Origin of the sequence: Nocardia sp. 348MFTsu5.1, from assembly GCF_000383535.1 — a bacterium.
GTDB classification, from domain to species: Bacteria; Actinomycetota; Actinomycetes; order Mycobacteriales; family Mycobacteriaceae; genus Williamsia; species Williamsia faeni.
The window spans coordinates 407,875-434,445 of record NZ_KB911512.1 but is presented as its reverse complement, the minus strand read 5'-3'; the positions used below and the strand labels follow the sequence as shown (position 1 = coordinate 434,445).

Sequence of the window (26,571 nt, the reverse complement as noted above, 5' to 3'; positions counted from 1 at the left end):
ACGACCTGGCTTGCCCTGACCGATTCGATGACATCGACCACGCGCGGCAGTGGACCGCACAGTTCTTGGACCGCTACGCCCACCACCACCGTCACAGCGGTCTGGGCCGTCACACGCCGGCCTCGGTGTTCGATGGCACCGCCATCGAACACCGAGCCCGCCGCCAAAGACGACTCGACCAACTTTGGCAAGCCAACCCCCAGCGCTACCGGCGACCGCCGATAGCACCAGCGATACCTGACCAAGCAGGAATCAACATCAAGCACCTGTCTCAGACAGGTTGACAATTACCGTATTTGTGGCTCGTCTTCGTATAGGTGGCTCGTCTGTTTGGGACGGCCGCGACCCGCTACTTCTTGGCAGTCAGCCGTGCGATATTCGACTGGAAGTCGTCGGTGGTGAACGACTGATGCTCGGCGCTCATCGCGAAGTCGAGTGTCGCCAGCACGGCCCGCTCGAGGTGCAGGTTCAGCAGTCGCTTGGTGGCTTCGACCGCCTGCTGCGGTTGCTCGGAGATCCGCTTCGCACAGGCCAGAGCCTCGGCGAGCGGATCGGCGACGACATGGTTCGCCAATCCCATCTCGCGGGCGCGCTCCGCGGTGATCCGCGCCCCGGTGATCGCGTATTCCTTGGCCAGCAACAGGCTGGTGTGCAGCGGCCAGGTGACCGGTCCACCGTCAGCGGCAACCAATCCCACCTGTACGTGCGGATCGGCCAGGTAGGCCTTCTCGCCGATGTAGACGATGTCGCTGAGCGAGACGAGGCTGCAGCCCAGTCCCACTGCGGGACCGTTGACAGCCGAGACCACGGGAACCCGGCACCGCGCCATTCCGAGCACGATCTCACGGCCGTCTGCGATGGTCTGCGCGCGCAGTTCGTCGTCCTTGGCCAGCTCTGCGAGATACGCGAAATCGCCTCCGGCAGAGAATGCCTTGCCGGCTCCGGTCAGCACCGCGGCGCGAGCACCGCGGTCGGCACTGAGCTGCGGCCACAGCCGCGCCAGACCCACGTGCAGATCATGATTGACCGCATTGAGTGCATCCGGACGGTTCAGCGTGATGATGCGCAGAGATCCGTCGGCCTGGACGTCGATCTCGTCGGGCATGTCGTACATGGTCAAACTCCCAGTCCTAGAATTCGCGATCCGATGATGTTCTTCTGAATCTGTGACGTACCGCCCATGACGCTCTGGGCCCGGCTGTAGAGGTAGGCACTGAGCAGTTCGGGATCCTTGGTACCGACCACGTCGAGCGCGGCATGTCCCACGGCCTGTTCGACCCAGGTCATCAACAGCTTGTCGAGCGACCCGTCCGAGCTGTGCTGGACGCCGTCGAGCTGTTCCGACAGTCGTCGCCGCACATGCAGCCTCAACATCTCGGTTTCGATTGCGGCCCATGCCAGATCGGCGGAAGGCTTGCCCTCCGACTTCTTGGCGATCTGGTTGACCAGCTTGCTGTAGCGGGCAGCGAAGCCGAGCGTCGAGGGCTCGCGCTCATGCCCGACAACCGTCATCGCCAGCTTCCAGCCATCGCCGGGCGCGCCGACCATGTTCGCGGCGGGTACACGCGCCCCGTCGAAGAGAACCTGACCGAATTCGGTGGTCACACCGCTGATCATCTTCAGCGGTCGCTGCTCGATCCCGGGCTGGTTCATCGGCACGATGAAACCCGAAATGCCCTTGTGCCGAGCGACATTCTTGTCGGTCCGGGCCAGCAGCAGGCACCAGTCGGCGTTGTCCGAATAGCTGGTCCAGATCTTGTGGCCATTCAGGACGTACTCGTCACCGTCGAGGGTGGCCGTGGTGGTCAGTGACGCGAGGTCGGATCCCGCACCGGGCTCGGAGAAGCCCTGGCACCAGCGCTCGGTGCCGTTGATCATGCCGGGCACAAAGCGTTTACGGATGTCTTCGCTGCCGTGGTGACCCAGTCCGACGACCAGGTAGCCCAGGCTCGGCCGCGGCGGGAAGGCGGCCCGCGCCAGCTCTTCGTCGAGGATCACGTCGTAGACGGCCGGCAAGCCTTGTCCGCCATACTCTTCCGGCCAGGTCAGGCCGAAGAACCCGGCCTCGTACAGAGCCCGGTGCCATTCGCCCATCCGCGAAAAGTATTCGTCACCCGAGGTGGCGAACATACCCTTGCGCTCGGAGAGCCATGCGCGCATCCGCTCCCGGAACGCGGCTTCTTCGGTGGTGTCACGAAAGTCCAATTTGGATCTCCTCCAGGCTCACTGGGAACAATTCGGTGGATGTCAGCGCTCGGCGCAGGTAGACGTGCACCACGCACTCCCACGTATTGCCGATACCGCCGTGGACCTGAATCGAGGTCTCGCACACCGTCCGCGCGGTGCGTGCGCAGTAGAGCTTCGCGATGCGGGCGGCCTGCAGTGCCTCGTCGGTCGGTAGCTCGTCGACGGCCCAGGCGGCGTGCCGCAACACACTGATCGAACCCTCGATCAATGCCAGACCTTCGGCGAGAAGGTGCGCAACCGCCTGATACGAACCGATTGTCGCGCCGTACTGTTCGCGCAGTTTGGCGTATTCGACTGCGGTCGCGTGGGCACCGCGGGAGACACCGACCAGGTCTGCAGTGGTGGCAACCAGGGCCAGGGCGAGATTGCGCTCGGCCTGCTCGGTTGTCAGATCACCGGCCGCGGTGGTCTCTCCGACCACATCGGCGCGGAGCCGGGTCAGGTCGACGCCATCGCGAGTCGGCCCGAGATCGACTGTGCTGACCTTGTTCTCGTCGAGCACCAGACCGCGGTCGAACCCGCGGGCGTCGATCGCCTCTCCGCCGACAACCGCGGTGTAGCGGTGCGGTCCCTCTACGAGATGGCGCAGGGCGTCATCGGCGAGAACGGGGCCGAGGAATGGGACATCGACCAGACCGCGGCCGAACTCCTCGGCGACGATGGCAACCTCCACCGCCGACGCACCATCGGAGCGCAGGTCACGCCAGCCGGTGCTTTCGACCACTTTCTCCAGCCGGGCAATGCGGCTCTCGTCGTCGAGATCGGAGACCGCGGACGGTCCCAGATCATCGGCCAATTTCGAAGCAGCATCGCGCAATTGCCGCTGCTCACTTGTCAGACGAACGTCCATAGCGCTCCTTCAGCACTCTGCGCAGCACCTTGCCGGATGGCAGGCGCGGAATATCAGAAACAAAAATGACCTCGCTGGGTCGCTTGTACTTCGCCAATCGATCACCGATCAGGTCGGTGAGTTCGATGGCCAGCTCGGAGAGTTCATCGGTGTCAACAGGTTCGGTGACGGTCACCGCGGCGATGATCGCCTCACCGGTGGCCGTGTCAGGAACTCCGAACACCGCACAATCCTTGACCGCCGGGTGCCCGTGGAGTACTCCCTCGATCTCGGCGGGTGCAACCTGAAAGCCCTTGACCTTGATCATCTCTTTGGAACGGTCGGTCAGGCGTACCCAACCGTCGACGTCGATGGTGCCGATGTCGCCCGTTCGGTACCAGCCGTCGGTCAGAGCGTCGGAGTTCGCCTCGACCGGAAGGTATCCGGCCATCACCGATTCCGATCGGGCCCAGATCTCGCCGGCCTGACCGGGCCCCAGAACGTCTCGGCTCTCGGTGGACACCACCTGCAGGGTGACCCCGGCGGCCGCGCGTCCCACGCTGTCCAGGCGGGCACCGTGGATCGGATTGCAGGCGATGACCGGCAATTCACTCGCCCCGTAGGCCGGCACCCACGGCACTCCGGTCCGGCTGGTCACGCTCTCGGCGATGCTCGGTGTCACCGGTGTGGCGCCCCACATGATGTAGCGCAGCGACGACAGGTCGTACTTCTCGAGATCCGGATCGGAGGCCAGTGCCAACGCGATGGGAGCCACCGCCATCTCGATCGTGATCCGGTCCGATTCGATATGGCTCAACATCAGCTGCAGGTCGAAGCGGCGGTGCAGCCGTACCCAGGCGCCGGTGTCGAGCGCGGTGATGACGTTGAGGATCCCCAGAATGTGTGACGGCGGGGTGAGGATCTGCAGGCGGTCGGCCGCGGTGAGCTCCAGCGCTTCGCGCCAATGCCGGACGGCGGCGCCGAAGGATCGATGGGTGTGGCGGACGGCCTTGGGCATCCCGGTGGTGCCCGAGCTGAACACCAGCAACGCGTCGGCGTCCGGGTCCTTGTCCGGCCAGGTGACCTCGCCGATGACGGCCTCGCCGAGTTCGATCTGATCGTCGAGGCTGTACATCGGCATCAGGTCCCCGAGGACCGCATTGTCACCAACCGCATGCGAAGCGCCGGTGACTGCCAGCGCGTGCTCGACCTCGGCATGCTTGTAGGCGGGACTGATCAGCACCACCGCGGCTCCGACCTGCCAGATCGCACGCACCGCGACCACGAACTCCGGACGGTTCGACGACATGAGCGCCACGCGCTCCCCAGGCCCGACCCCGCGGGTGGCGAGCACGGCGGCGAGCCCAGACGTCATCGCATCGAGTTGCGGCAACGTGTAGCTGCGCTCCTCGAATGCAAGGGCGGCGGGCCCGTCCATGTCTGTGTCCTAACCAGGTCTCGATCGGCGGGTACCGGCCGATCCACCTTCTTTATGAGTCAACTTGAGAGGATCCTAGCTCACTGGCGAGAATACTATTCTCATCTAGTAGAATCTACGTATCATTATCGGTAAGCTGCAAAGGACACGAAGGAGGTGGCTCATGGCGAGGCCCCCACATTTCCAGCGCGCAACCGTGACGAGGATCGTCAAGGAGACCGCTGACGCCCGTACATACGTACTTGCGCCGCTCGAAGCACCGATCACTTACCGCGCCGGCCAGTTCATCACCTTCAAGGTGAAGGTCGACGGCGAGGAGCTGTATCGCTCGTACTCGATGTCGAGTGCCCCCGAAACCGACTCCGAGCTGATGACCACCGTCAAGCGCATTCCCGGTGGCAAGGTCTCGAACTGGATGCACGACAACATCAGCGAGGGTGACGAGGTCGAGATCACCCGGGCCGCCGGCCTGTTCTGCCTGAGCGAAACGTCCGCTCCGCTACTCGGTTTTGCCGGTGGCAGCGGCATCACGCCCATCCTGTCGCTGACCAAGAGCGCACTCAAGTCCACCGATCGACAGGTGCGCCTGCTGTGCGCAGACCGGGATCCGGCGTCCGCGATCTTCCACGCCGCCATCGACGAGTTGGCCACCCAGTACCCAGATCGCCTATCCGTGGTGCGCAGCTTCGATGTCACAGACGGATTCCTCGACGCCCAGAAGGTTCTCGATTTCATCGGTGACGACGTCGATGCCGACAGCTACCTCTGCGGACCCGACCCCTTCATGGATGTCATCACGTCCGCGGTGCCCGGCCCCGGCCGGATCATCGCCGAAGAGTTCGGCACGGCCCATCACGTCCCCGAGGCCGAGCACGTGGTCGAGATCGTCCCGACCCCCGCCGAACTGGGCACCGTGTACATCCAGCTCGGACGCAAGAAGGTCGAGATCGACATGAAGGCCGGCGAAACGATCCTCGACAGCGCACGCCGCGCCGGACTCTCGCCGCCGTTCTCCTGCGAATCGGGCAACTGCGCCACCTGCATCGGTGAGGTTCTCGAGGGCAGCGCCACCATGCGCGCCAACAACGCACTCGACGACGACGAGGTCGCCGACGGCTACGTGCTGACCTGCCAGGCTGTCCCCGACACCTCATCGATCAAGGTGCGTTACGAAGACTGAGCGCCTCCCTTGATCCCCACTCCCACTGGGCCGACAGCATCGCTGCCGGCCCAGTTTGAATTCTCTGTCGTAGTCACCGCGCCGCGACCGAGATCATTTGTCACATCTGATCATTCAGCGCACAACCGCACTCCGGACAAACTTCACCCCGCTCCTCGGCTTGCGGGCGGCAGTGGCACCACACTCATCGGTGCCGCTGGCCCTACGATTCCTCTACACTCCAACGGTTCTCGAGCAACGCGGTGCCGAAAGTTCGTCGATGGATTTGTACGGACATGCAGGTCATTTCCAGGCTCCCCCTGCCACCGAAGTCAGGTACGGGAACCAACCGTCTCTCCTGATCCCGACTGCCGCCGCGTCCACAGTATCGTTGTCGGCCTTGTTGAACTTTTCATTCAACCGTCTGCGGCGAGCCGAAATCGCTTGTAATAAACAACTATTCAGCGCATACGAACTCCAAAATTGACAGATGCGCTTCAACTGACCAGAACCTGTTGCTGTTTTGGGCAATGTTCATGCAGTTCGAACGCACAGCACATTTCGGTCGGGTAAATGTACGGCCAATGCTTGCCATCAATGCCCGAACTTCACTAGGATGTAGATCACAGCCGCTTGTCAATGCGGCACTCCTCACAGCCATCACTGACGGTGGTCGATACATAGATTCGGCTGCGGACACCCGGGTTCCGCAGCAATCGTCGAGTCCCTAGCCCTGGCATCTCGACGCCGCCTTCCGCCCTGCGCAAGACGAAAGTTGACTATTCATGTTCCAAACGATCGCGACGCGTCTTGCGCGCAGCATCGCCGTGGTTCTGCTGGTGACCATTGCCGTGGTTGCCCTGCTGAGTCTGGCACCGGGTTCGGCGTCCGAGGTGATCCTCGGTGAAAATGCCACCCCCGAGGCCGTCGCCGAGATGGATGAGCAGCTCGGACTCGACCAGTCACCGGTGATGCAGTACGTCGATTGGCTCAAGAACGCCGTGCAAGGCGACCTCGGCTCCTCACCACTGACCAGCCAACCGGTCACCGACGCCATCATCGAACGACTGCCGGTGACACTGGAACTCGCAGCACTCGGGCTGTTCATCGCCCTGGTGGTCGCAATCTTGATGGGCGTGATCTCGGCGTCGCGTCCGGGTTCGGGTCTGGACCGCGGCACCAACGCACTGTCCGCGGTGTTCCTCTCGGTGCCCGCGTTCATCGCCGGCCCCATCCTCATCTACTTCTTCGCCATCCAACTCCAGATCTTCCCGGTCCTGGGATGGTCAGATATCAGCGACGGACTCGGCCCCAACCTGCAGAGCGCACTGCTCCCGGCGATCGCGATCGCGTTGACGGAAATCGCCTCGTTCCACCGCATCCTGCGGACCGACCTGATCTCCACCCTCGGGGAGGACTACATCGCCGCGGCCCGCGCCAAAGGCATGTCCAGCACCTACGTGATGTTCCGGCACGCGTTTCGACCCTCCTCGTTTTCGCTGATCACGCTGACCGGCATCAACCTCGGACGACTCATCGGCGGCACCGTCATCGTCGAAACCCTGTTCGGGCTACCCGGCCTCGGACAACTCATCGCCTCCTCGATCACCAACCGCGACCTGATCATGGTCCAAGGCATCGTCGTGTTCATCGCCGTGGTCTACGTCGTGATCAACACCATCGTCGACCTCAGCTACGGCCTGATCGACCCCCGCGTCCGAAAGGTGGCGGCAACCGCATGACCGACATCGTCAACACCACTCCTGCGATCCCCAAGGCCCACGACGTGTCCACCACCGACAACCCGACCACCGAGCTTGCCGTCCCCGCGGTCCGCCAACGGCGGTCGATACTGGTGATCTTCTCCATCATCTGGCTGACCGCACTGATTCTCGCCGCGGTCTTCGCGAACCTGCTCCCGATCGCCCCCTACGACGTCCCGGTCGGCGCCCCCCGCCTCAGCCCCGCGTTCGGATCCCTCGATCTACTACTGGGAACCGACACCTTCGGCCGCTCCGAACTGTCCCGGATCATCTACGGCGCCCGCGTCTCGCTGGTGATCGGCACCGTCGCCGGGCTGTTCGGATTCCTCATCGGATCCCTGATCGGCCTGACCGGCGGCTACTTCGGCCGACACCTCGACAGCGGCATCTCCCTGATCGCCGACGCGATGCTCGCCTTCCCACCACTGATCCTGCTGCTCGCGCTGGCCTCCATCTTCCAACCCAGTGCCGGCACCATCCTGTTCGGCCTGACCCTCGTAGTCATTCCGGCGTTCATCCGGCTGTCCCGCGCCAACGCCCTGGCCTGGTCCTCACGCGAGTTCGTCCGAGCAGCAAAAAACATGGGCGCCGGGCATTCCCGGATCCTGTTCAAAGAAATCCTGCCGAATGTCCTGGCACCGCTGGCCGCCTACCTGCCGATCGTGATGGCCGCCCTGATCGTGGCCGAAGGCTCACTGAGCTTTCTCGGCCTGGGCATCCCACCGCCCACCCCGAGCTGGGGCGGAATGATCAGCGAAGGCAAAGACGCACTCTCGACCTCCCCACACCTGGTCTTCGTCCCCGCGACCGCGATCTTCTTCACCGTCTTCTCGCTCAACCAGCTGGGTGATCACCTCCGAACCAAGTTCGACAAGACAATCGGGCACTGAGGCACCCATCCAGATACATCTACTTCGTCTTACAACCCCAAGCAATTCTGTTCGAGAGGTCAATTGATGAGATCTAAACGACGTTTCTCCGAGATCGTCGCAGTGGCGCTGGCCGCTGTCCTATTCCTTTTTGTCGCCGCCTGTGGGGGTGACAGCAGCACCCCTGGCGCCGGACCATCCGCCGACGAAGGTGATCCCGTTCCCGGCGGCACCGCTCGGGTCTTGCAGACGGGCGAGCCGCGGTCGCTGGACCCCGCCGCCCTCTCCAACACCTGGGCACACCAACCGGTGCTGGGCAACGCCCTGTACGGCACCTTGATGATCAACAACATCGAGACGTTCGAGATCGAGTACAAGATGGCCACCGACTTCTCCACCACCGACGGGGGTACCACCTTCAACCTCGCACTCCGTCCGGGCCTGATGTTCACCGACGGCACGCCGCTCGACGCCGCAGCCGTGAAGTTCAACTGGGACCGACTGAAGGATCCCGCACTCGGATCGACATCGACCCGCCAGGCGAGCCAGGTGGCGAACACAGAAGTCGTCGATCCGACGAACCTCAGGGTGACAATGGCTGCGCCCAATCCCCATTTTGCGGAATCCCTGGTAGCCGGCGCACTCAACTGGATCGCCTCGCCTACTGCACTGCAAAAAGGCCGGGAAGCCTACGACCAGGCACCTGTCGGAGCCGGACCGTTCACGCTGACCAACTGGACCCGCCAGGCGTCCATCGAGTTGAAGAAGAATCCGGGATTCTGGGACGCTCCCAGGCCGTACCTCGACGCGCTGACAATCAGCACGATCCCCGATAGCAATCAGCGCATCAATGCCATCACCACCGGTGGCGCCGACCTCGCTTCTGAGAGCGGAATGGCCAATGTCAACAAGGCCACTGCCGCGGGGTTCCAGAGTGAGATCGTGCCCACCGGCGGCGGACAGTTCCTGGGTATGAATCACCGTCGAGCACCGTTCGATGACGTCCGCGCCCGCCGCGCGGTGATGCTGGCCACAGACACCGAGGGCCTGAACACCATCGTCTACAACGGCGAAAACGAAGTTCCGCAGACCTTGTTCCCCGAGGAGTCGCCCTTCTTCACCGACGTCCCGCTCCAGTCCACCAACAAGGACGAAGCACAGAAATTGTTCAACGAGTTGGCCGCCGAAGGTAAACCGGTCTCATTTACCGTCCTTTCCTACCCGACCACCGATAGTCGTACGCTCTCTGAGGGATTGCAGACACAACTCAGTGCCTTCGACAATGTTGAGGTCAAGGTCGAGGTGCTCGACTTCGGAGCGGCAACCGCCCGCGCCGGACAACGCGATTTCGACATGATCATCACGGCGGCCGTCATCCAGGACCCCGACTTCCCGCTGTGGACCGCTTTCCATTCCAATTCATCGGGCAACTTCGTCGGCACCAATGATCCCGAACTCGACAAGGCGCTCGATGCCGGCCGCATCGCGACGTCCGATGCAGATCGCAAAACCGCGTACAACACGGTGCAGGAGCGTCTCGTCGAGGTGATCCCCGGCGTCTGGTACACCCGCGCGGTGCCTGCTGTGATCTACGGCAAAAACGTGCACGGCGTCGACCTCTACACCCTCGCATCGCCATTGCCCGAGAACATCTGGATGAACTGACCCAACAGGTCAAGGAAGGAGCCCGATCACCATGAACGCGAAGCCACTGCTCGAAGTGAACAATCTGCGCGCCTACATCGGCACCACACGCGGCACCGTCCGCGCCGTCGACGACGTCTCGCTCACACTCGACACAGGACAAGCCCTGGGCATCGTCGGTGAATCGGGCTCCGGAAAGTCCGTGATGGCCCGAGCCATCATGGGCCTGATGCCACCGCGCTCGGCACGCTCAGGCGAGGTGACCTTTCAAGGCCGAGATCTGCTGGCCCTGACCAAGAAAGAAAAGCTCGAGATCTGGGGTCCCCAGATCGCGATGGTGTTCCAGGATCCCGGCCGCTCACTGAACCCTGTTGTCCGGGTGGAGCGTCAGCTCACCGAAGGCATGCGCAAGCACCTGGGCATCGGCCGTTCCGAAGCTCATGATCGGGCACTTCGCCTCCTGCAGGAGGTGGGAGTGCCCGATCCGGAGCGGCGGCTGCGCAACTACCCGCACGAAATGTCCGGCGGTATGCGCCAGCGCGTGATGATCGCCATCGCCTTGGCGTGTGAACCCGACCTGCTCATCGCCGACGAACCCACCACCGCCCTCGACGTCACCATCCAACGACAGATCCTCGACCTGCTGCGGAACGTGCAACGTGAACGGGACATGGCGATGATGCTGATCAGCCACGACCTGGCCGTGGTCGCCGGCCGCACCGACCGCGTCGCGGTCATGTACGCCGGCCGACTGGCCGAAGTCGGTTCCACCCGAGAGGTTTTCGATGCCCCCCGGCACCGCTACACCCACGCCCTGTTGGGCGCCACCCCGACGATCGACCACGCTCGCCACGCACCGCTGCGGGTGATCTCCGGATCCCTGCCCGACCCGACCTCCCCGCCGATCGGTTGCCGATTCGCAGCACGCTGTTCGCACGTGCAGGACGACTGCCGCGCACCCGGCCCCGAACTGGCGAGCGTCGGCTCCGACCACGACGTCGCGTGCCTGCACCCGGTGATCCCCCAGCCCGTCAAAACTTTGACCCCCTCCGGAAGGTAAACCCATGGCCGGCAGCGGAAACGCGCACCTACGCGGCGACGACGCACTGCTCAGCGTGCAGGACCTCGTCGTCGAATACCCCACCCGAGCCGGGACCGTCCAGGCGGTCTCCAAGATCAGCTTCGACGTCATGCCCGGTGAAACCCTCGGCATCGTCGGCGAATCGGGCTGCGGCAAATCCACCACCGGACGCGCCGTCCTACGCCTGGACCGGGTCACCGCCGGCCGGATCAGATTCGGCACCGACTGGATCGAGAAGGCACCCGAGAAGCAGATGCGGCAACTGCGCCGCGACATGCAGATGATCTTTCAGGACCCGATCAGCTCCCTCAACCCCCGGCGGTCGGTGAAAGAGATTGTGGTCGAAGGCATGACCGTCGCCGGCGCCCCCAAAGCCGACCGCGTCGCAAAGTCATCGAAGGTCCTCGACTCCGTCGGCCTACCCCCCGACCGCTACTCCGACGTCCTACCCCGCGCACTCTCCGGTGGCCAAGCCCAACGCGTGGCCATCGCCCGCGCCCTGGCCCTGAGCCCACGCCTGCTCATCTGCGACGAACCCGTCTCCGCCCTCGACGTGTCGGTACAGGCCCAGATCCTCAACCTCATCGAAGAACTCAAAGCCGAGTTCGACCTCACCGTCGTGTTCATCGCCCACGATTTGGGCGTCGTGCGCACCGTCAGCGACAACGTCATGGTCATGTACCTCGGAAAGGTCTGTGAGTTCGGGGATTCAGCCCAGGTCTACGCCAATCCCACCCACCCCTATACCCGGGCGCTGCTCGACTCGGTACCCCTGACCGACCCCGACCAGGCATTCGCCGGCCCGGCACTCGAGGGTGACGTTCCCTCGCCGCTGGACCCACCCACCGGTTGCCGATTCCGAACCCGTTGTCCCAACGTGCAAGACCGTTGCGTCACAGAAGAACCCGAGATGCGTCAGACGCGCCCCGGCCAGTTCGCGGCCTGCCACTTCCCACTGACCGTGGTCCAGAAGAAGCTGGTCTCCACTCCCTAACCAGACACATGCACGGCGCCTGCCTTGATGACCGCAAGAACCAGGCGGGCGGATTCCGACTCTGTCACGCCTCCGCGAGACGGCGGGTGTCCGATGGCGGCACGCCGTATTTACGGCGGTACGCAGCCGCGAACCGGCCGCTGTGCATGATGCCCCAACCGTTTGCGATGTAGGTGATGTTGGTGCCGGCGACACCGTGGAGCAGATCGTTGTGAACGCACTCCAAACGCACATCGAGTAGATACTCCATCGGCGTCAGGCCCACGTATTCGCGGAAACCCTGCTGCAATCGCCGAGCGCTGACTCCTCCGATCTCCGCCAGTTCACCGGCGGTCCAGGGGCGCGCGGGATCGGCGTGGATCGCGTCGATGACCCGCTTGACGATGCGTGGACGGGTACCGACCGGGTCGTTCTCGTCAGCGGGTATCGCTGCCAGGACCAGCGCAGTGGTGAGCATTCCGCAGACCTGCTGCGCCATGTGCTCATTGCGCAACAGCACACTTTCCCCGAAGGCCTGGTCACCGACCGAATTGAGCAAGGTCATCCATTCGGCGCCGGCGCCGGACCGCAAATCCAGCTGATGGGGAAGGTGCCGTCCGGGACGGCCGCAGATGCGATCGACTTCTCGCTGCAGGTAGTCGCGGTCGATCTTGAATCCGATGATCTCGCAGGATCGGCTCCAATCGGTGATCACCGTCCTGGTGTCGGGTGGACAGACCGTCGCCTGGCCGGGCGTCGAGATGATGTGGTGCCCCTCGGTCGTCGACTCGAGATGCCCGGTCAGGGGTATGTTGATGCCCCACGCTCCGGGGTGATCGGACTCGATGGAGACCGCCGCACCGAACCCGATCCGGGCCAGGACCGCGGGCCCGACCGGCGACGACTTCAGCCGATATCGGGTTGCATCATCCCGTGATATCGGCCGGAGTTCATGCGGGAAGTACGCATCGGCAACCACCTCGTGGACCTCATCCCAGTCGGTGAGGCCAGAGCGTTCAACTCGTTCCGGCATTGCTCCTGCTCTCACTCCTCCGCCAACCGAGGATCTGTCATGGTCCAGCGCCTTCAGGGTAACTGTGATCGGCGTCACCATGCCTACCCCGCGGAGACCCACGCAGCAACGTTGCGGAATCCGGATTGCGGCTTCGCTCAGCGGATCGACGGGCTGTGACCGCCGTCATACGTTGTGTCCACAGCGCAAGCAAGTCGGTTCGAAAATCACCGGACCGACCGAGTCATCCGACCAACAGGAGCTCACATCATGGACCAACGAATGATCCGAAACATCTTCGGCCAGTTCGCAAGTGGCGTCACGGTGATCACCTGCACCAACGTCGACGGCACCCCGCATGGCGCCACGGTCACCGCTTTCACCGCGATATCCCTCGAACCGAGGCTGTGCCAGGTGACGCTGACCAGAAGATCTAAAGCGTGCGGATACCTCAACGATGCACCGTTCGCAGTGAACATCCTGGCATCGGACCAGATCGACACCGCCATGCACTTCGCCGGAAAACCCCAGAACCCGGAGCCGGAGTGGAACTCGGCGAGCTCCGTACCAGTGCTCGCCGGTAATGCCGCCACCCTGGTCTGCTCCCCGTGGGCGTCCTACGACGGCGGCGACCACGTCATCTACATCGGCGAAATCGTCGACGCCGACGTCGACACGTCCAGGGAGCCATTGCTCTTTTACCGCAGCACATTTCACGACCTCGGCGATACCTCGGGAACAGCCGCCTACAACGGAAGTCTCGACGATCCGCACAGTGGATGGTTCGACGCAACGGCCCAATTCACGCCCCTTCACCGGCCACTCGTCGCCGCCACCGCCTGACAACCCATCCCGATCTCCACCCGACCACGAAGGAAGCATCATGACCACCATCGAAGAACGTCCCGCCAGCACCGATGTCGATCGCAGCAAGGTCAACGTCGCCGAGAACTGTGACGCCAACACGAAGGCGAACTTCGCGTCCAAGCCGATGACCGGCGACGAGTACATCGAATCGCTACGTGACGACCGCGAGATCTGGCTGCACGGTGAGCGCGTCAAGGACGTCACCACCCACCCCGCCTTCCGGAATCCCATCCGGATGACCGCACGGCTGTACGACGGGATGCACACCGGAGAACATGTCGACGCGCTCACCACACCTACCGACACCGGAAACGGTGGCGTGACCATGCCGTTCTTCCGTGCATCCAAGACGTCCGAAGACCTCATCAAAGACCGCGATGCGATCGCCACCTGGGCCCGCATGACTTACGGCTGGATGGGCCGGAGCCCCGACTACAAGGCGTCATTCCTCGGAACGCTGCACGCCAACTCGGAGCTGTACTCGCCGTTCCAGGCCAATGCCGAGCGCTGGTACAAGGAGTCGCAGGAGAAAGTCCTCTACTGGAACCACGCCATCATCAACCCGCCGGTGGATCGCCATCTCCCGCCGGATGAGGTCGGCGACGTGTTCATGAAGGTGGAAAAGGAAACCGACGCCGGCCTCATCGTCAGCGGGGCGAAAGTCGTCGCGACCGGATCGGCGATCACCAACTACAACTTCGTCGCCCACTACGGTCTGCCGATCAAGAAGAAGCAATTCGCACTGATCTGCACCGTTCCGATGGATGCGCCAGGTGTGAAGCTGATCTGCCGCACGTCGTACACACAGCAGGCGGCGGTGATGGGCAGCCCGTTCGACTACCCGCTGTCATCGCGCATGGACGAGAACGACACCATCTTCGTCTTCGACAAGGTGCTCGTCCCGTGGGAGAACGTCTTCATGTACGGCGACGTCGAGAAGATCAACGCATTCTTCCCACAGTCCGGTTTCCTGCCCCGCTTCACCCTGCAGGGTTGCACCCGCCTGGCGGTCAAGCTCGACTTCATCGCCGGGCTGTTGATGAAGGCCCTCGACGCCACCGGTGCCGGTGGATTCCGCGGGGTGCAGACACGAGTCGGCGAGGTCATCGGCTGGCGAAACCTGTTCTGGTCGTTGACCGAATCGATGGTTCGCGATCCCGAGCCGTGGGTCGGTGACACCGTGATCCCCAAGCTCGAGTACGGCCTGACCTATCGCATGTTCATGCAGCAGGGCTACCCACGCGTCAAGGAGATCATCGAGCAGGACGTCGCATCGGGGCTGATCTACCTGCCGTCGTCGGCGGCTGACTTCAAGAGTCCCGATGTGCGCCCGTACCTCGACAAGTATGTCCGCGGCTCCGAGGGCATGCAGGCCGTCGACCGCGTCAAAGTCATGAAGGCGCTGTGGGATTCGATAGGTTCCGAGTTCGGCGGCCGCCACGAACTCTACGAGCGCAATTACGCAGGCAACCACGAGGGCGTGAAGGCCGAGCTCCTCATGTTCGCCGAAGCCCGCGGCACGGTCAGCTCGATGAAGGGTCTCGCGGAGCAATGCCTCAACGAGTACGACCTGGACGGCTGGACCGTCCCCGACCTGATCGGCAACAGCGACGTCTCGTACTTCGGCAAGCACTGACATCCACGGAAACGGATACTCACTATGACCATCATCGACAGTCCCACCGCCATCGGCTCGGGCAGTGCTGCCACCGACAATTTCAAGGGTGAACGCTTCACCGCGGACACCTCACCGGAACGCCTGTCTGCCATGGCTTCTGAAGCACTCGCCGGATTCAGTGCGCTGATCCAGAAGTTCGGGGTGACGTACGACGAGTATCGCGTCCTCAAGCAGTGGCTCATCGAGGTCGGCGAGGGTGGCGAATGGCCACTATTGCTCGACGTCTTCGTCGAACACGAGATCGAAGACGTGAACTCACGCAAGTTCAAGGGAACCAAAGGCAGTATCGAAGGCCCCTACTATCTCCCCGGAGCTCCCGAATTGTCTTCTCCCGCCACGCTCCCGATGCGCCCGGAGGACCGCAAGCAGACGCCGTTCATCATGCGCGGTCGGGTGACCGACCTCGAGGGCAAACCCCTCGCGGGATCAACGATCGAACTGTGGCACGCGGATGCGGAGGGCTACTACTCCGGATTCGCACCGCACATTCCCGACTGGAACCTCCGCGGGACGATCGTCACCGACAGCGAGGGCTGGTACGAGCTCACCACGATTGCGCCTGCGCCATACCAGATCCCGACCGATGGTCCCACCGGGCAATTCATCGAAGCAGCCGGATGGCATCCCTGGCGGCCCGCACATCTACATCTGCGGGTGTCCGCCGAGAACCAGCACCCGATCATCACCCAGCTCTACTTCGCGGGTGGAGAATGGTTGGACAGCGATGTGGCGAACGCTACCAAGCCGGAGCTCCTGCTGAATCCACACACGGACGACTGCGGCCGGAATGTGGTTCGGTACGACTTCACGCTCGACCCACTCGACGCCTAGCCCGACTCCTGCGGGCGCTCCTGAACAAGGGGCGCCTGCAGTGTCACCTTCACAGGAGATCTCATGACCGACCACACCGATCCGAGAACGACCCTCCTCGTGCCGACCGATGATTCCGACATCGAAGTGGTTCTCGAGGGCAGTGGTCCTCTCGTGGTCCTACTACCCTCCCTCGGCCGCGAATCGTACGACTACGGCGACGTCGCCGAAGGGCTTGCCGCCAAGGGCTTTTCGGTGGCCCGGCCACAACCCCGCGGGATCGGGCGCAGCGTCGGCCCCACCGAGGACATAACCCTGCATGATCTCGCGGACGATGTCCGGGCGGTCATCGAATTCCTCGGCGCCCCCGAAGCAATTGTGGTCGGCCACGCGTTTGGTCACTACGTCGCCCGCACGCTGGCCGCCGACAGGCCAGATCTGGTGCGGGGCGTGGTGGTCGCCGCCGGCGGTGCCCGAGACTATCCCGTCGAACTGACCGAGATCGCAGTGAAATGTGCTGACTCGTCGCTTCCGGACGACGAGCGATGCGCGCTGTTGAACACCGCGTTCTTCGCCCCCGGGAACGACCCCACCGGATGGCTCGACGGTTGGTACCCGGACGTATCGAGGAGTCAGTTGGCCGCTGCCGCAGCCACTCCCAAGGATCAATGGTGGGATATCGCGCGCCAGCCGATTCTCGACCTGCAAGCAGAGCTGGATCCCTTCCGTCCGCGGGACACGGCAGAAGAGCTACGCGACCGGTTCGGGGATGTCGTCAGCGTGTCGGTGGTCCCGAATGCCCGCCATGCCCTGCTGCCAGAGGCCCCCGACCGAGTCGTCCACGAAATCGCCACCTGGATACGCAACGTTGTTCGAATCCGACCCATGAAGGACTGATCATGACCAACGCAATCGAAACGCCCCGCTTCCCTGACAATTTCGTCGCAATGCTGGACGGTGATGTCGGTGCCCTCTACCAAAGGAACACAGCATCTTTCGATGAGACGCCCGAGCCACCGGCCGATCCGACGGACTGAATTGCCGCGCAGCCCACAACACGACCTGACACCGTCGCCGACTGCCCGCCACCGAAGTGGTCGGGCAGTCGGTGTTCACCGAACTTTTCCGCAGTCAGTGAACCGGGACAGAAACTCCTTCAGCACCGATTCCGGTTTCCGCGCGAACCATCATCTCGGCGAACTTCTCATCCGCGTCATAGCCTCGGCCGTGGCGCTTTTCACCGATCAGGGAGCCGAATACACACGCGGCCACGCCCAGCGGAAGTGTGAAGATGATCGGTAACTGGATCTCCAGCGGTGCCGGTCCGTCGCCCATCCACAGAGCCGAAGTGAACATCAGGCTGACAACCGTCGAGATCAGGCCGGTGAGAACACCGGACACTGCCCCGACCGCGTTGAAGCGCTTCCAGTTCATACTCAGCACCAGGGCCGGCAGATGCGCACTGCCGGCCACCATGAACGCCATCCCCATGAAATAGGTGATATTCGTTTCGTCGCCGATCATCAAGGTCAGGCAGATGGCGAGCACGCTGAAGGCGATCGCACCGAATCGGGCGACGCGAGCCTGTGCGGCGTCGGCCCGCTCTGTGGCGGCCGGATCTTCGTCCACTTCTTCCACGGAGTCCGCGCGGCGCAAGGTGGGCCAGATATCTCGGGCGAACGTACCCGCAGCCGAGATGACCACTCCTGCCACAACGGCGACGATGCTGGCGAAAGCAACCGCGGCAACCAAGGCCAATGCCATTGATCCGCCGAAGGTTCCGGCTCCACCACCCAATTCAGTGACCAGCGCCGGTGCTGTCAGGTTGCCACCGGGACCGACGATGTCGGCACCGTTCTCGCCGAGGACTGCCATGGCGCCGAATCCCATCAAGATGACGATGAGATAAAACATGCTGCACAGCGCGATCGTCCAGCCGAGTGATCGGCGGGCGGTGGCCGCCTCCGGCACGGTGAAGAACCGAATGAGGATGTGCGCCATACCGGCTGTGCCCAGCGCGAAGGTCAGTGCGTACGAGACGAGGTTGAGAGACGAATCACCGAACGACAGACCCGGGGCCAGAACAGCTTCGCCCGCAGGTGCGCCGGTGGCCGCGGCTCCGAGTATTCCGGGCAGGCTGTACCCGAACTTCGTCAGAACACCGAGTGCGACGATCATCGCCAACACGGCCAGGATCGATGACTTGATGACCTGGACCCAGGTGGTCGCGAGCATTCCACCAACGAACACGTAGACGCCCATCAAGCTGCCGGCCACGATCACCGACACCCAGAACGGGATCCCGGACACCGTTTCGAGGAGAACTCCTGCTGCCACCAACTGCGCCAGCAGCACGAACGCCCCCGTGGTGATGGTGCTGAGCGCCACGGCCACCCGCACCCGCCGCGCACCAGTCCGGAAGACCAGCACATCTGCGAGTGTGTACTTGCCGAGATTCCGCATTCTTTCGGCGAGCAGGAACAGGATTGGCAGAAATGAGATCACGGATGCAAAGAGGATCACGGTGCCATCGATCCCTTTGTAGAAGATCAGGCCGGTGGTTCCGAGGAAGCTGCCCGCCGATATGAACTCACCCGCGATGGCAAACCCGTTCTGCCAGCCGGTGATCGAGCGGCCGGCCGCGAAGAATCCGTCAGCACTCTGTGAACGCCGGGACACGGCGAAAGTGACCCACAGGGTCAATGAGATCACAGCCGTGCATACCGCGATCGCGAGGTAGTCGGTGTCGCCGGTCATGCAATGCGCTCCTTGTTGTCGATACCCACCCGGCCGTTGGTGACAACGCGAATCGCGTCATCGGCAGCCGGTTGGAGATATGTTCGCGAGAGGCGGAAGTAGAAATAGACCAGCACCCACGTGCCGGCGAACTGGGAGAAGACCACCCAGAACGACAGCGGGATGCTCAGGAACGAGTGTTCTCCCAGTTGTTGCGGGTAGCCGATGAAGGCAACGAGAAAGAACGTGAACAACACGGCCGTCAGCGAACAGAAGACGTTCGTGACGAGCCGCCGCCTGCGCCTCAGTTCGACGACCTCGGGCAATTCCGCCATCGCGCGCCACGACGCAAGTTCGGTCTCGAATACGGCGCTCATGGGTGCACCGCCGCTCGACGAGCCGAATCGAGGGCGAAGAGGTTCTCGTCCCAACCGCTTTGAAGCGGTCCGAAGAAGTGGAACCGCACCTGCTTCCGTAGATACCGCCACCGGCCGTCGAGGCGGACGGCCTGATCGGTGTAGCGGCCCGCCGCGATGGATGCACTGCCGCCGCTCACGCAGGGCTGCCACAGGAAAGACCGGATGGTGGCGCAGTCTCCGTCTATGTCGATCTCGAGATTGGTGATGAAATGCCAGAACGAGGTAAGACCACCTTCCTCGAGACCGGCGAAGAATGTCCGCATCGCCGTTTTGCCCTCGACACGGGATAGTCCGTCGAAGACACCGTCGTCGGTGAACAGGTCCATCAGCGAGTCCCAGTCACCGTTGTCGAGATGGCGGCAGTATCGGGCATCGAGTTGCCGGATTGCCTCGATGTCCTCGAGGCGCTGGATTCGTTCTTCCAATGTGGTCATCAATGGAGTACCTCCACAGGGTCGAAGTTCAGACGAACAGCTACGCCAAACTTGGTTAACGCTTGTTCATGTGATGTGGACCATAGCGTTCCCAGGCGAGGGCGTCAAGACTGCACATCTTGCCTGTTCAGGCGGTACAGCCTAATCTGCATCCATGAACATGCGGCCAGCGGGCGACGCCCGGCAACGAATCCTGGACACTGCACTCGACGAGTTCTACACAGCAGGATTCCACGCGGCCACACTCCGGAATATCGCCAAACATGCAGGTTGCAGCGCCGCAAACGTCTACAACCATTTCCAGAACAAGGACGAACTCCTCGTGGAGATCCTGCGCTCGGCAAGCGACGAGCAGTTCACCGCAACTCGCAACGCGTTGAAAAAGGCCGGGCCCGCGCCCGCACAACAGTGGACCGCCGCAGTGGCCGCGCACTCGCTGTACACCGCCCGCAACCAACGGGCCTGCCTGGTGGCCAACACCGAACTGCGCTATCTCGAAGACCTCGATCGCAAGCGGGTGGTGGGATCACGCGACGCCCAGGAACAGCTGTTCATCACCATCGCCGAACGCGGGGTGGCCAACGGAGACTTCGAGGTCGAGCACGTACACCAGGCGGTCACCGCCGTCTTGACGATGTCTGCGGGCATCGCCCTGTGGTTCCGCGAGTCGGGCTCACTGTCGGCACAGCAGGTCGCCGACACCTATGCCGGCTACGCACTCAACTTGATGGGCTATCGGCAGGCCTGATCACAGCGCACACGCCCGTCAAGGATTGACGCTTCGGACGGTTCCATGCTCTACTTGGTGAACGAGCGTTAATTACCCGGATCACACCTATACCCGAAAACGGACACGGTCGATCCACTCGAATGAGGAGCGTCCATGACTCATCGACCCTCGCAACCCCGCACTGATTCACCCCGGTATCTGACCGAGGAACGTCTGGCCATTCGCGATCTGGCCCGCGAGTTCGCCATGAAGGAAGTACTTCCGGTCGCGAACGAACTCGATCCGCTCCAGGGCGCCATCCCCGACGAGCTCAAAAAGGCCATGTCCGAGATCGGATTCTTCGGGATCATGATCCCCGAGGAGCTCGGTGGTCTCGGCCTGGGGGTCTTCGAATACTGCCTGGTCGCCGAAGAGCTGTCCCGCGCCTGGATGAGCGTTGCCGGCCTGCTCGCCCGCGGCAACGGGATGGGTGGCGGTTTCACCGCGGAACAGGAAGCAGATCTACTCCCCCGCGTCGCGCGAGGCGAATACCTCGGGTCGTACGCGCTCTCCGAGGCAGAGGCCGGCTCCGACGTCGCCAACATCTCCTGCCGTGCCACCCGCGATGGCGACGACTGGATCGTCAATGGCACCAAGATGTGGTGCACCTACGCCTACGAAGCCGACTACATGGTCCTGTTCGCCCGGACAGATCCGCACAAGGATCCCGCCAAACCCCATCGCGGTATCAGCACCTTCCTGATCGACAAGGAACGAAACAGGTTTCCACAGGGCATATCCGGCACCAAGATTCGCAAGATCGGGTACTTCGGCTGGAACACCTGGGAAGTCGCCTTCGACAACTTCCGGATCCCGCACGACCGCATGCTCGGAGAAGAGAACAAGGGCTTCTACCTCGCGGTGTCCGGACTCGAGGTGGGCCGCGCCCACACCGCCGCGCGGGCGATCGGACTGGCCCGCGCCGCACTCGAGGATTCCATCGCCTACGTACACACCCGCCGCCAATTCGGGCACCCGATCGGCGACTTCCAGTACCTGCGGTTCAAAATCGCCAAGATGGCCGCCGACATCGAGGCCGCACGGCAATTGATGTACTCGGTCGCCACCGATATCGACACCGGCCGGCGCTGCTCGCTGGAGGCGTCGATGTGCAAACTCGTCGCCACCGAAATGGCGGAAAGAGTCACCAGCGAGGCCGTCCAGATTCACGGCGGCGCCGGGTACACCACCGACTTTCAGGTCGAGCGGCACTGGCGCGATGCTCGGCTCACCAAGATCTTCGAGGGCACCAGCGAGATTCAGATGCGCATCATCTCCGATGAAATCCTCGGCCGGGTGGAGTCGTGATGACCGCCGCCTCGAGCCCCGGCATCCTCGCTGTGGGCGATCAGCTCGTCTCCGAGGCCCGTGTGGTCGGGGAGATCTTGGCGCATGGCGGAGTCACCCTTCCCGCCGGTCTGTCGAGCACCGGTCGTGTCGTGGCCGAACTGTTGTCGCCGCCGCCACCGACCTGCGCGTTGACCACAATGAACTGGGCCACAAGTCATCTGGTCACGACATCGGACACGGTGCACGCCGACGTCCTCATCACGGCCATCACCGCCGACGGTATCGAACTGTCCGTGCATCTGGTCGACGGCTTCGGGCGGGTGTGCGAGCAAGGCACCCAGGTATGGAAGCCGACCACCGCGGACATCGCCCCGGTATCGGAGGCAGTCGACTTCTGCACCGTCGCCTGGGGTCAGATGCTCGCCCGCAGACTCGGCTCCGACAGTGCTTTCACATCGTCGTTGTCCACCTGGGACGGAACCATCGGATTGCGTTGCGGCGAACTCGAACTCCATCTACGCATCTACCGCGGGCGCATCATCGACGTCACCCGGCGGGTGCCCCACGGCGCCACGTTCACATTCGCGGCATCACCGCGTCTGTGGACCGAACTCGCCTTCGACACCGACGACAACTTCATGCGTCGTGTCATCTGCGGCGAATTCTCCTCCACCGGTGACGGATACGAGTACCTCCGGCTGACGAAGCCACTCAACATCCTGATGGGTCACATACGCCACATCGCCCGGGAGGCGCGATCATGATCGAAGCCCGTTACCTCGACATCGACAGCGCACTCGGATTCGTCGAAATACACACGCCCGAAGGAACATTACCCGGGGACAAGCTCCCGACGCTGCTCTGCCTGCACACCGCCGGTCAGAGTGGCGTGCAATGGCGACGAGTGTGCGGCGGTCTCACCGCGCGCGGCTACCGGGTCGTGGTACCCGACCTTCCAGGGCACGGACGATCCGAACCCGCGTTGTCCGGACCGGTGACCGATCTGGTCGCCTACGGCGACTGGCTCGGAAGATTGCTGGACATCCTCGACATCGAGAAGCCTTACGTACTGGGGTGTTCCATCGGAGGCAAACTGACCCTGGAGATGGCCACCCGCCCCGATCGTCCGCTCTCGGGTGCGATCGCCATGGCCGCCGAAACAGGCCCGGGCCGGGTCGGCCTCTCCGGTCTTCGCCGCGAACTCGAGGACGTCGCCGGGCCGTCCCGCGCAGAACGTACGTACCTCGGAACCCTTGCCTCGGTGGGACGCGCCATGGACCCGGCCGCGGCACATCTCGCCGGACTGATGCACAAGCGGGAAGATCCCGAGATCTCCTCCTCCGACCTCCTCGGCTGGGGTGGGCACGATGTCCGCGACCGCCTGACCGATCTCACCTGCCCGATCCATCTGGTCGCCGGAACCGATGATCCCTGGATCAATGCCGATGCGGTCGGCGAGGCCGCTGATCAGATCAACGCGTCCGCCCCCGGCCGGGCCCGCTTCAGCAGGCTCGAAGCGGTCGGCCACTACCCTATGGAGGAGATCGACGATTTTGCCGGCGTTGCCGCCCGGTGGCTCGCCGACCTTCGCCGGCCGGTACGGGAGCACGCGGCGGTGACACTATGATCACCACGCACGCCGCGTCGCTACAGCACCTGCTCGCAGAGCTGATCGAGCTCGACCCCGATGCAACCCTGACGTACGACGTCGTCGACGGGGCACCGGTGTCGTGCAGCCGGGCACAGTTCGGCACCAGGGTCGAGTGTCTGAGCCACGAACTGACCGAGGTCGGGTTGCGGTCGGGCCAGTGTGTGGCTGTGCTGCTACCGAATTGGTCCGATGCTCTGGTGTGGCAGTTCGCGGCGGCATCGATCGGCGCCCACGTGATCGGTCTGAATACGCGGTACAACACGGCCGAGGTCGCGCACATTCTCACCAGCGCCCGGCCGGCGGTGGTCGCCGTCGCCCTGAACTTTCACGGCCTCGACCTCTTCGGCACACTGTCCACCGCTGTCACCGCCACACCGTCGGTGGCGCCTCCGGTGGTGGCAGTGGTCGCCGGCCCCGATGGAAACGCCGAGCACCACGCAGATCTGAACCTCGGCAGTGGCCATTGGTTCAGCGGCAGTTCGGATATCAACGGTGCACGGGTACCCGACACCCCGGATACAACTGCTCTGACCCCGGCCGGCAGGTCCGTCGACGACATGCGGCTGGCGGTCGCGTTCACCACGTCAGGGTCCACCGGGACGCCAAAGCTCGCTGCGCACAGCGAAAGTGGTGTGGTTCGGCATGCGCGGGCTGACGCGGCCATCATGGGCGTGGTCCCGGGTGACGTGGCATTGTGCGTGCTGCCGGTGTCCGGGGTCTTCGGCTACAGCCTCGCGATGGCCATGCTGGCCGGTGGTGGGGCTCTGCTGATGGTACCGGTCTTCGACGCCCGCGACACCCTGCGACGGATGACACAACTGCAGGTCACACATTGTGCCGGCGGCGATGATCTCTTCGGCCGCCTCTACGACACTTGGCATTCCGGCGAGCACCACCAGATGTCGGCATTGCGATGGATCGGTATCGCCGACTTCTTGGGCCGCTCCGGTCAGATAGCCGCCTGGCTGCGTGACGAGTTCGGCACTCAGACCACCGGTGTCTTCGGCTCCTCCGAAGTGTTTGCCCTCGCCCTGCTCTGGCGCGACACCGATCCCGAAGACGTCCGGTGGAATGGTGGCGGTCGACCGGTGGATACAGCTATGACAGTACGGATCGCCGACCCCGTCACCGACACCGTTGTACCCGAGGGTGAGCAGGGCGAGCTACAGTTCCGAGGCCCCAACGTCGTCGACGCGTATCTCGGGAATCCGGATGCGTCAGCAAACGCCTTCACCCGTGATGGCTGGTTCCGAAGCGGCGACCTCGGCGTCGCCACCGGCGATGGTGGTTACACCTACGTGTGCCGGATGGGAGATGCGCTGCGCCTGCGCGGCTTCCTCGTCGACCCCGCCGAAATCGAACACCGCCTCGCACAGCATCCGGACGTGCACACCGCCAAGGTCGTCGGCATCACCGATGCCGCCGGATACACCCAGGCCGTCGGCTTCGTTGTGCCCGCCGAGACCGACTCCGACGATGCCGCGACCACCGGATCCGCGGAGCTGCGCACGTGGTGCGCACAAACACTTGCCGCGTTCAAGGTTCCCTCCGCCATCCACATCATCAACGCCATGCCCACCACAGTCGGTGGCAACGGCACCAAGATCCGGGCCGTGGTGCTGCGCGATTACGCGCAACAATGGTCCGATCGGGAAAGAGACTTCCGCCATGACTGATTCCGCCACCGACGTTGTCATCTGTTCGCCCCTGCGAACACCGGTTGGGCGCTACGGGGGTGATTTCGTCGATGTGCCCGCCACCGACCTTGCCGCACTGGTGATCTCAGAACTGATCAGGCGAACGGGCATCGATCCTGCGTCCGTCGACGACGTGATCTTCGGTCAGTGCTATCCGAACGGGGAGGCACCCGCCATCGGGCGGGTTGCCGCACTCGATGCCGGACTTCCGGTGACGGTGCCCGGTCTGCAACTCGACAGGCGCTGCGGTTCGGGCCTGCAGGCAGTGCTCGACGCCGCGATGCGGGTACAGACCGGAGTGGCCGATCTCGTGATCGCCGGGGGCGTCGAATCGATGAGCCGATCGGAGTACTACACCGAATCCCTGCGGTGGGGCGCTCGCGGCGCTCCTGCGGCACTGCACGATCGGCTCGCACGGGGCCGCGTGACCGCCGGAGGAAAGAACTATCCGGTTCCCGGCGGCATGCTGGAAACCGCCGAAAATCTCCGTCGCACATACAACATCGGGCGCGAAGAACAGGACCAACTCGCCGCGACGTCGCATCAACGCGCCACGGCAGCGATCGATGCGGGATTGTTCGAATCCGAAATCGTGCCGGTCACCGTTCCGGGCCGCAAAGGCACGACGCGAGTCGTCGACCGCGATGAGCACCCTCGCCCCGAGACGTCCGTGGAATCCCTCTCCCGCCTGCGTCCGATCCTGAAGGACCAAGATCCGGAGTCGACGGTCACCGCAGGCAACGCCAGCGGCCAAAACGACGGAGCAGCAGCAACTCTGGTGACCACCCGCGCGAACGCGGAGACACTGGGTGTGCGTCCTCTGGCCCGCCTGGTGACCTGGGCGACCGCCGGTGTCCACCCCGCCGAGATGGGTATCGGACCGGTTCCGTCGACCGCGAAGGCTTTGGACCGGGCCGGACTGACCCTCGGTCAGATCGATCTGATCGAACTCAACGAAGCGTTTGCCGCCCAAGCGCTGGCCGTCACCCGCGAATGGAACTTCGGGCCGGCCGATTTCGAACGGACCAACGTCAACGGTTCCGGCATCTCCCTCGGCCATCCCGTGGGTGCCACCGGTGTCCGGATCCTCGCCACCATGTTGCACGAACTCGATCGGCGTCAGGCCCGCTACTGCCTGGAAACGATGTGCATCGGCGGAGGCCAGGGCTTGACCGCGATCTTCGAGCGCGCCACCTGATCCGCCC

At 63.6% G+C, this 26,571-nt stretch carries 26 protein-coding genes; 18 read left to right on the top strand and 8 right to left on the bottom strand.

Going from position 1 to position 26,571, the window contains the following annotated elements; all coding sequences use genetic code 11:
* Positions 1-65 precede the first annotated feature (65 nt).
* Positions 66-284 carry a hypothetical protein gene (locus H290_RS32015; RefSeq protein ID WP_231373822.1) on the top strand — a complete coding sequence of 73 codons (219 nt, stop codon included), beginning with the start codon at positions 66-68 and terminating at the stop codon, positions 282-284.
* Between the two features lie 65 nt (positions 285-349).
* On the opposite strand, the gene H290_RS0110565 is transcribed toward H290_RS32015, so the two are convergent.
* From H290_RS0110565 to H290_RS0110550, 4 genes are read right to left on the bottom strand one after another with little or no spacing between them, the layout of a single operon-like run.
* Positions 350-1,114: an enoyl-CoA hydratase/isomerase family protein gene (locus H290_RS0110565; protein WP_020106770.1), complete on the bottom strand. Its 765-nt coding sequence runs from the start codon at positions 1,112-1,114 to the stop codon at positions 350-352.
* A gap of 2 nt (positions 1,115-1,116) precedes the next feature.
* The gene (locus tag H290_RS0110560; RefSeq protein ID WP_020106769.1) at positions 1,117-2,205 is read right to left on the bottom strand and encodes an acyl-CoA dehydrogenase family protein; all 1,089 of its coding nucleotides are present in this window, start codon (positions 2,203-2,205) and stop codon (positions 1,117-1,119) included.
* The gene (locus H290_RS0110555) at positions 2,192-3,097 is read right to left on the bottom strand and encodes an acyl-CoA dehydrogenase family protein (protein ID WP_028463029.1); all 906 of its coding nucleotides are present in this window, start codon (positions 3,095-3,097) and stop codon (positions 2,192-2,194) included. Before H290_RS0110555 ends, H290_RS0110560 begins: the two co-directional genes overlap by 14 nt.
* Positions 3,075-4,514 (bottom strand): class I adenylate-forming enzyme family protein, encoded by a 1,440-nt coding sequence (locus H290_RS0110550; RefSeq protein ID WP_020106767.1) that lies wholly within the window; start codon positions 4,512-4,514, stop codon positions 3,075-3,077. Before H290_RS0110550 ends, H290_RS0110555 begins: the two co-directional genes overlap by 23 nt.
* Before the next feature lie 163 nt (positions 4,515-4,677).
* Between H290_RS0110550 and H290_RS0110545 the strand changes: the two genes are divergently transcribed.
* The 6 genes from H290_RS0110545 to H290_RS28300 all read left to right on the top strand — a co-directional run bounded on the left by H290_RS0110545 (position 4,678) and on the right by H290_RS28300 (position 12,024).
* Positions 4,678-5,694 (top strand): ferredoxin--NADP reductase, encoded by a 1,017-nt coding sequence (locus tag H290_RS0110545; RefSeq protein ID WP_020106766.1) that lies wholly within the window; start codon positions 4,678-4,680, stop codon positions 5,692-5,694.
* Between the two features lie 764 nt (positions 5,695-6,458).
* Complete coding sequence (locus H290_RS0110540) at positions 6,459-7,415, top strand: ABC transporter permease (RefSeq protein WP_020106765.1); 957 nt, start codon at positions 6,459-6,461, stop codon at positions 7,413-7,415.
* Positions 7,412-8,326: an ABC transporter permease gene (locus tag H290_RS0110535; protein ID WP_020106764.1), complete on the top strand. Its 915-nt coding sequence runs from the start codon at positions 7,412-7,414 to the stop codon at positions 8,324-8,326. Before H290_RS0110540 ends, H290_RS0110535 begins: the two co-directional genes overlap by 4 nt.
* A gap of 66 nt (positions 8,327-8,392) precedes the next feature.
* Positions 8,393-9,970, top strand: coding sequence for an ABC transporter substrate-binding protein (locus tag H290_RS0110530; protein WP_051121939.1), 1,578 nt, complete (start codon positions 8,393-8,395; stop codon positions 9,968-9,970).
* Between the two features lie 31 nt (positions 9,971-10,001).
* On the top strand, positions 10,002-11,009 hold the full coding sequence (locus H290_RS0110525; protein WP_020106762.1) for an ABC transporter ATP-binding protein: 1,008 nt from the start codon (positions 10,002-10,004) through the stop codon (positions 11,007-11,009).
* Positions 11,010-11,013: 4 nt separating this feature from the next.
* Positions 11,014-12,024: an ABC transporter ATP-binding protein gene (locus tag H290_RS28300; protein WP_020106761.1), complete on the top strand. Its 1,011-nt coding sequence runs from the start codon at positions 11,014-11,016 to the stop codon at positions 12,022-12,024.
* A gap of 64 nt (positions 12,025-12,088) precedes the next feature.
* Here H290_RS28300 and H290_RS0110515 read toward each other — a convergent pair whose 3' ends face one another.
* Positions 12,089-13,036, bottom strand: a complete 948-nt coding sequence (locus H290_RS0110515; RefSeq protein WP_020106760.1) for an AraC family transcriptional regulator — start codon at positions 13,034-13,036, stop codon at positions 12,089-12,091.
* Between the two features lie 249 nt (positions 13,037-13,285).
* Between H290_RS0110515 and H290_RS0110510 the strand changes: the two genes are divergently transcribed.
* The 5 genes from H290_RS0110510 to H290_RS31130 all read left to right on the top strand — a co-directional run bounded on the left by H290_RS0110510 (position 13,286) and on the right by H290_RS31130 (position 17,407).
* A complete protein-coding gene (locus tag H290_RS0110510) occupies positions 13,286-13,858 on the top strand; it encodes a flavin reductase family protein (protein WP_020106759.1) in 573 nt (190 codons plus the stop codon).
* Between the two features lie 40 nt (positions 13,859-13,898).
* Entirely contained in the window at positions 13,899-15,518 is a 1,620-nt protein-coding gene (locus H290_RS0110505; protein ID WP_020106758.1) for a 4-hydroxyphenylacetate 3-hydroxylase family protein, read from the top strand.
* 24 nt (positions 15,519-15,542) lie between these two features.
* The gene (catA, locus tag H290_RS0110500) at positions 15,543-16,391 is read left to right on the top strand and encodes a catechol 1,2-dioxygenase (protein WP_020106757.1); all 849 of its coding nucleotides are present in this window, start codon (positions 15,543-15,545) and stop codon (positions 16,389-16,391) included.
* Between the two features lie 63 nt (positions 16,392-16,454).
* Positions 16,455-17,267: an alpha/beta fold hydrolase gene (locus H290_RS0110495; protein ID WP_020106756.1), complete on the top strand. Its 813-nt coding sequence runs from the start codon at positions 16,455-16,457 to the stop codon at positions 17,265-17,267.
* A 2-nt stretch (positions 17,268-17,269) separates the two neighbouring features.
* On the top strand, positions 17,270-17,407 hold the full coding sequence (locus H290_RS31130; protein WP_020106755.1) for a hypothetical protein: 138 nt from the start codon (positions 17,270-17,272) through the stop codon (positions 17,405-17,407).
* A gap of 94 nt (positions 17,408-17,501) precedes the next feature.
* On the opposite strand, the gene H290_RS0110485 is transcribed toward H290_RS31130, so the two are convergent.
* Genes H290_RS0110485 through H290_RS0110475 form a run of 3 tightly spaced genes read right to left on the bottom strand, consistent with a single transcriptional unit; the run spans position 17,502 to position 19,959 of the window.
* Positions 17,502-19,127 carry a cation acetate symporter gene (locus H290_RS0110485; protein WP_020106754.1) on the bottom strand — a complete coding sequence of 542 codons (1,626 nt, stop codon included), beginning with the start codon at positions 19,125-19,127 and terminating at the stop codon, positions 17,502-17,504.
* A complete protein-coding gene (locus H290_RS0110480) occupies positions 19,124-19,483 on the bottom strand; it encodes a DUF485 domain-containing protein (protein WP_020106753.1) in 360 nt (119 codons plus the stop codon). The genes H290_RS0110485 and H290_RS0110480 overlap by 4 nt, the downstream gene beginning before the upstream one ends.
* On the bottom strand, positions 19,480-19,959 hold the full coding sequence (locus H290_RS0110475) for a nuclear transport factor 2 family protein (protein WP_020106752.1): 480 nt from the start codon (positions 19,957-19,959) through the stop codon (positions 19,480-19,482). Before H290_RS0110475 ends, H290_RS0110480 begins: the two co-directional genes overlap by 4 nt.
* Before the next feature lie 154 nt (positions 19,960-20,113).
* Here H290_RS0110475 and H290_RS0110470 point away from each other — a divergent pair, with 154 nt between their 5' ends.
* The 6 genes from H290_RS0110470 to H290_RS0110445 all read left to right on the top strand — a co-directional run bounded on the left by H290_RS0110470 (position 20,114) and on the right by H290_RS0110445 (position 26,564).
* Positions 20,114-20,707, top strand: coding sequence for a TetR/AcrR family transcriptional regulator (locus H290_RS0110470; RefSeq protein WP_020106751.1), 594 nt, complete (start codon positions 20,114-20,116; stop codon positions 20,705-20,707).
* Between the two features lie 135 nt (positions 20,708-20,842).
* Complete coding sequence (locus tag H290_RS0110465; RefSeq protein ID WP_020106750.1) at positions 20,843-22,036, top strand: acyl-CoA dehydrogenase family protein; 1,194 nt, start codon at positions 20,843-20,845, stop codon at positions 22,034-22,036.
* Positions 22,036-22,782, top strand: coding sequence for a hypothetical protein (locus H290_RS0110460; RefSeq protein WP_020106749.1), 747 nt, complete (start codon positions 22,036-22,038; stop codon positions 22,780-22,782). The genes H290_RS0110465 and H290_RS0110460 overlap by 1 nt, the downstream gene beginning before the upstream one ends.
* Positions 22,779-23,645, top strand: a complete 867-nt coding sequence (locus H290_RS0110455; protein WP_020106748.1) for an alpha/beta fold hydrolase — start codon at positions 22,779-22,781, stop codon at positions 23,643-23,645. Before H290_RS0110460 ends, H290_RS0110455 begins: the two co-directional genes overlap by 4 nt.
* Positions 23,642-25,345: an AMP-binding protein gene (locus tag H290_RS0110450; protein WP_020106747.1), complete on the top strand. Its 1,704-nt coding sequence runs from the start codon at positions 23,642-23,644 to the stop codon at positions 25,343-25,345. The genes H290_RS0110455 and H290_RS0110450 overlap by 4 nt, the downstream gene beginning before the upstream one ends.
* On the top strand, positions 25,338-26,564 hold the full coding sequence (locus tag H290_RS0110445) for an acetyl-CoA C-acetyltransferase (RefSeq protein ID WP_020106746.1): 1,227 nt from the start codon (positions 25,338-25,340) through the stop codon (positions 26,562-26,564). Before H290_RS0110450 ends, H290_RS0110445 begins: the two co-directional genes overlap by 8 nt.
* The last annotated feature ends 7 nt before the right edge of the window (positions 26,565-26,571 follow it).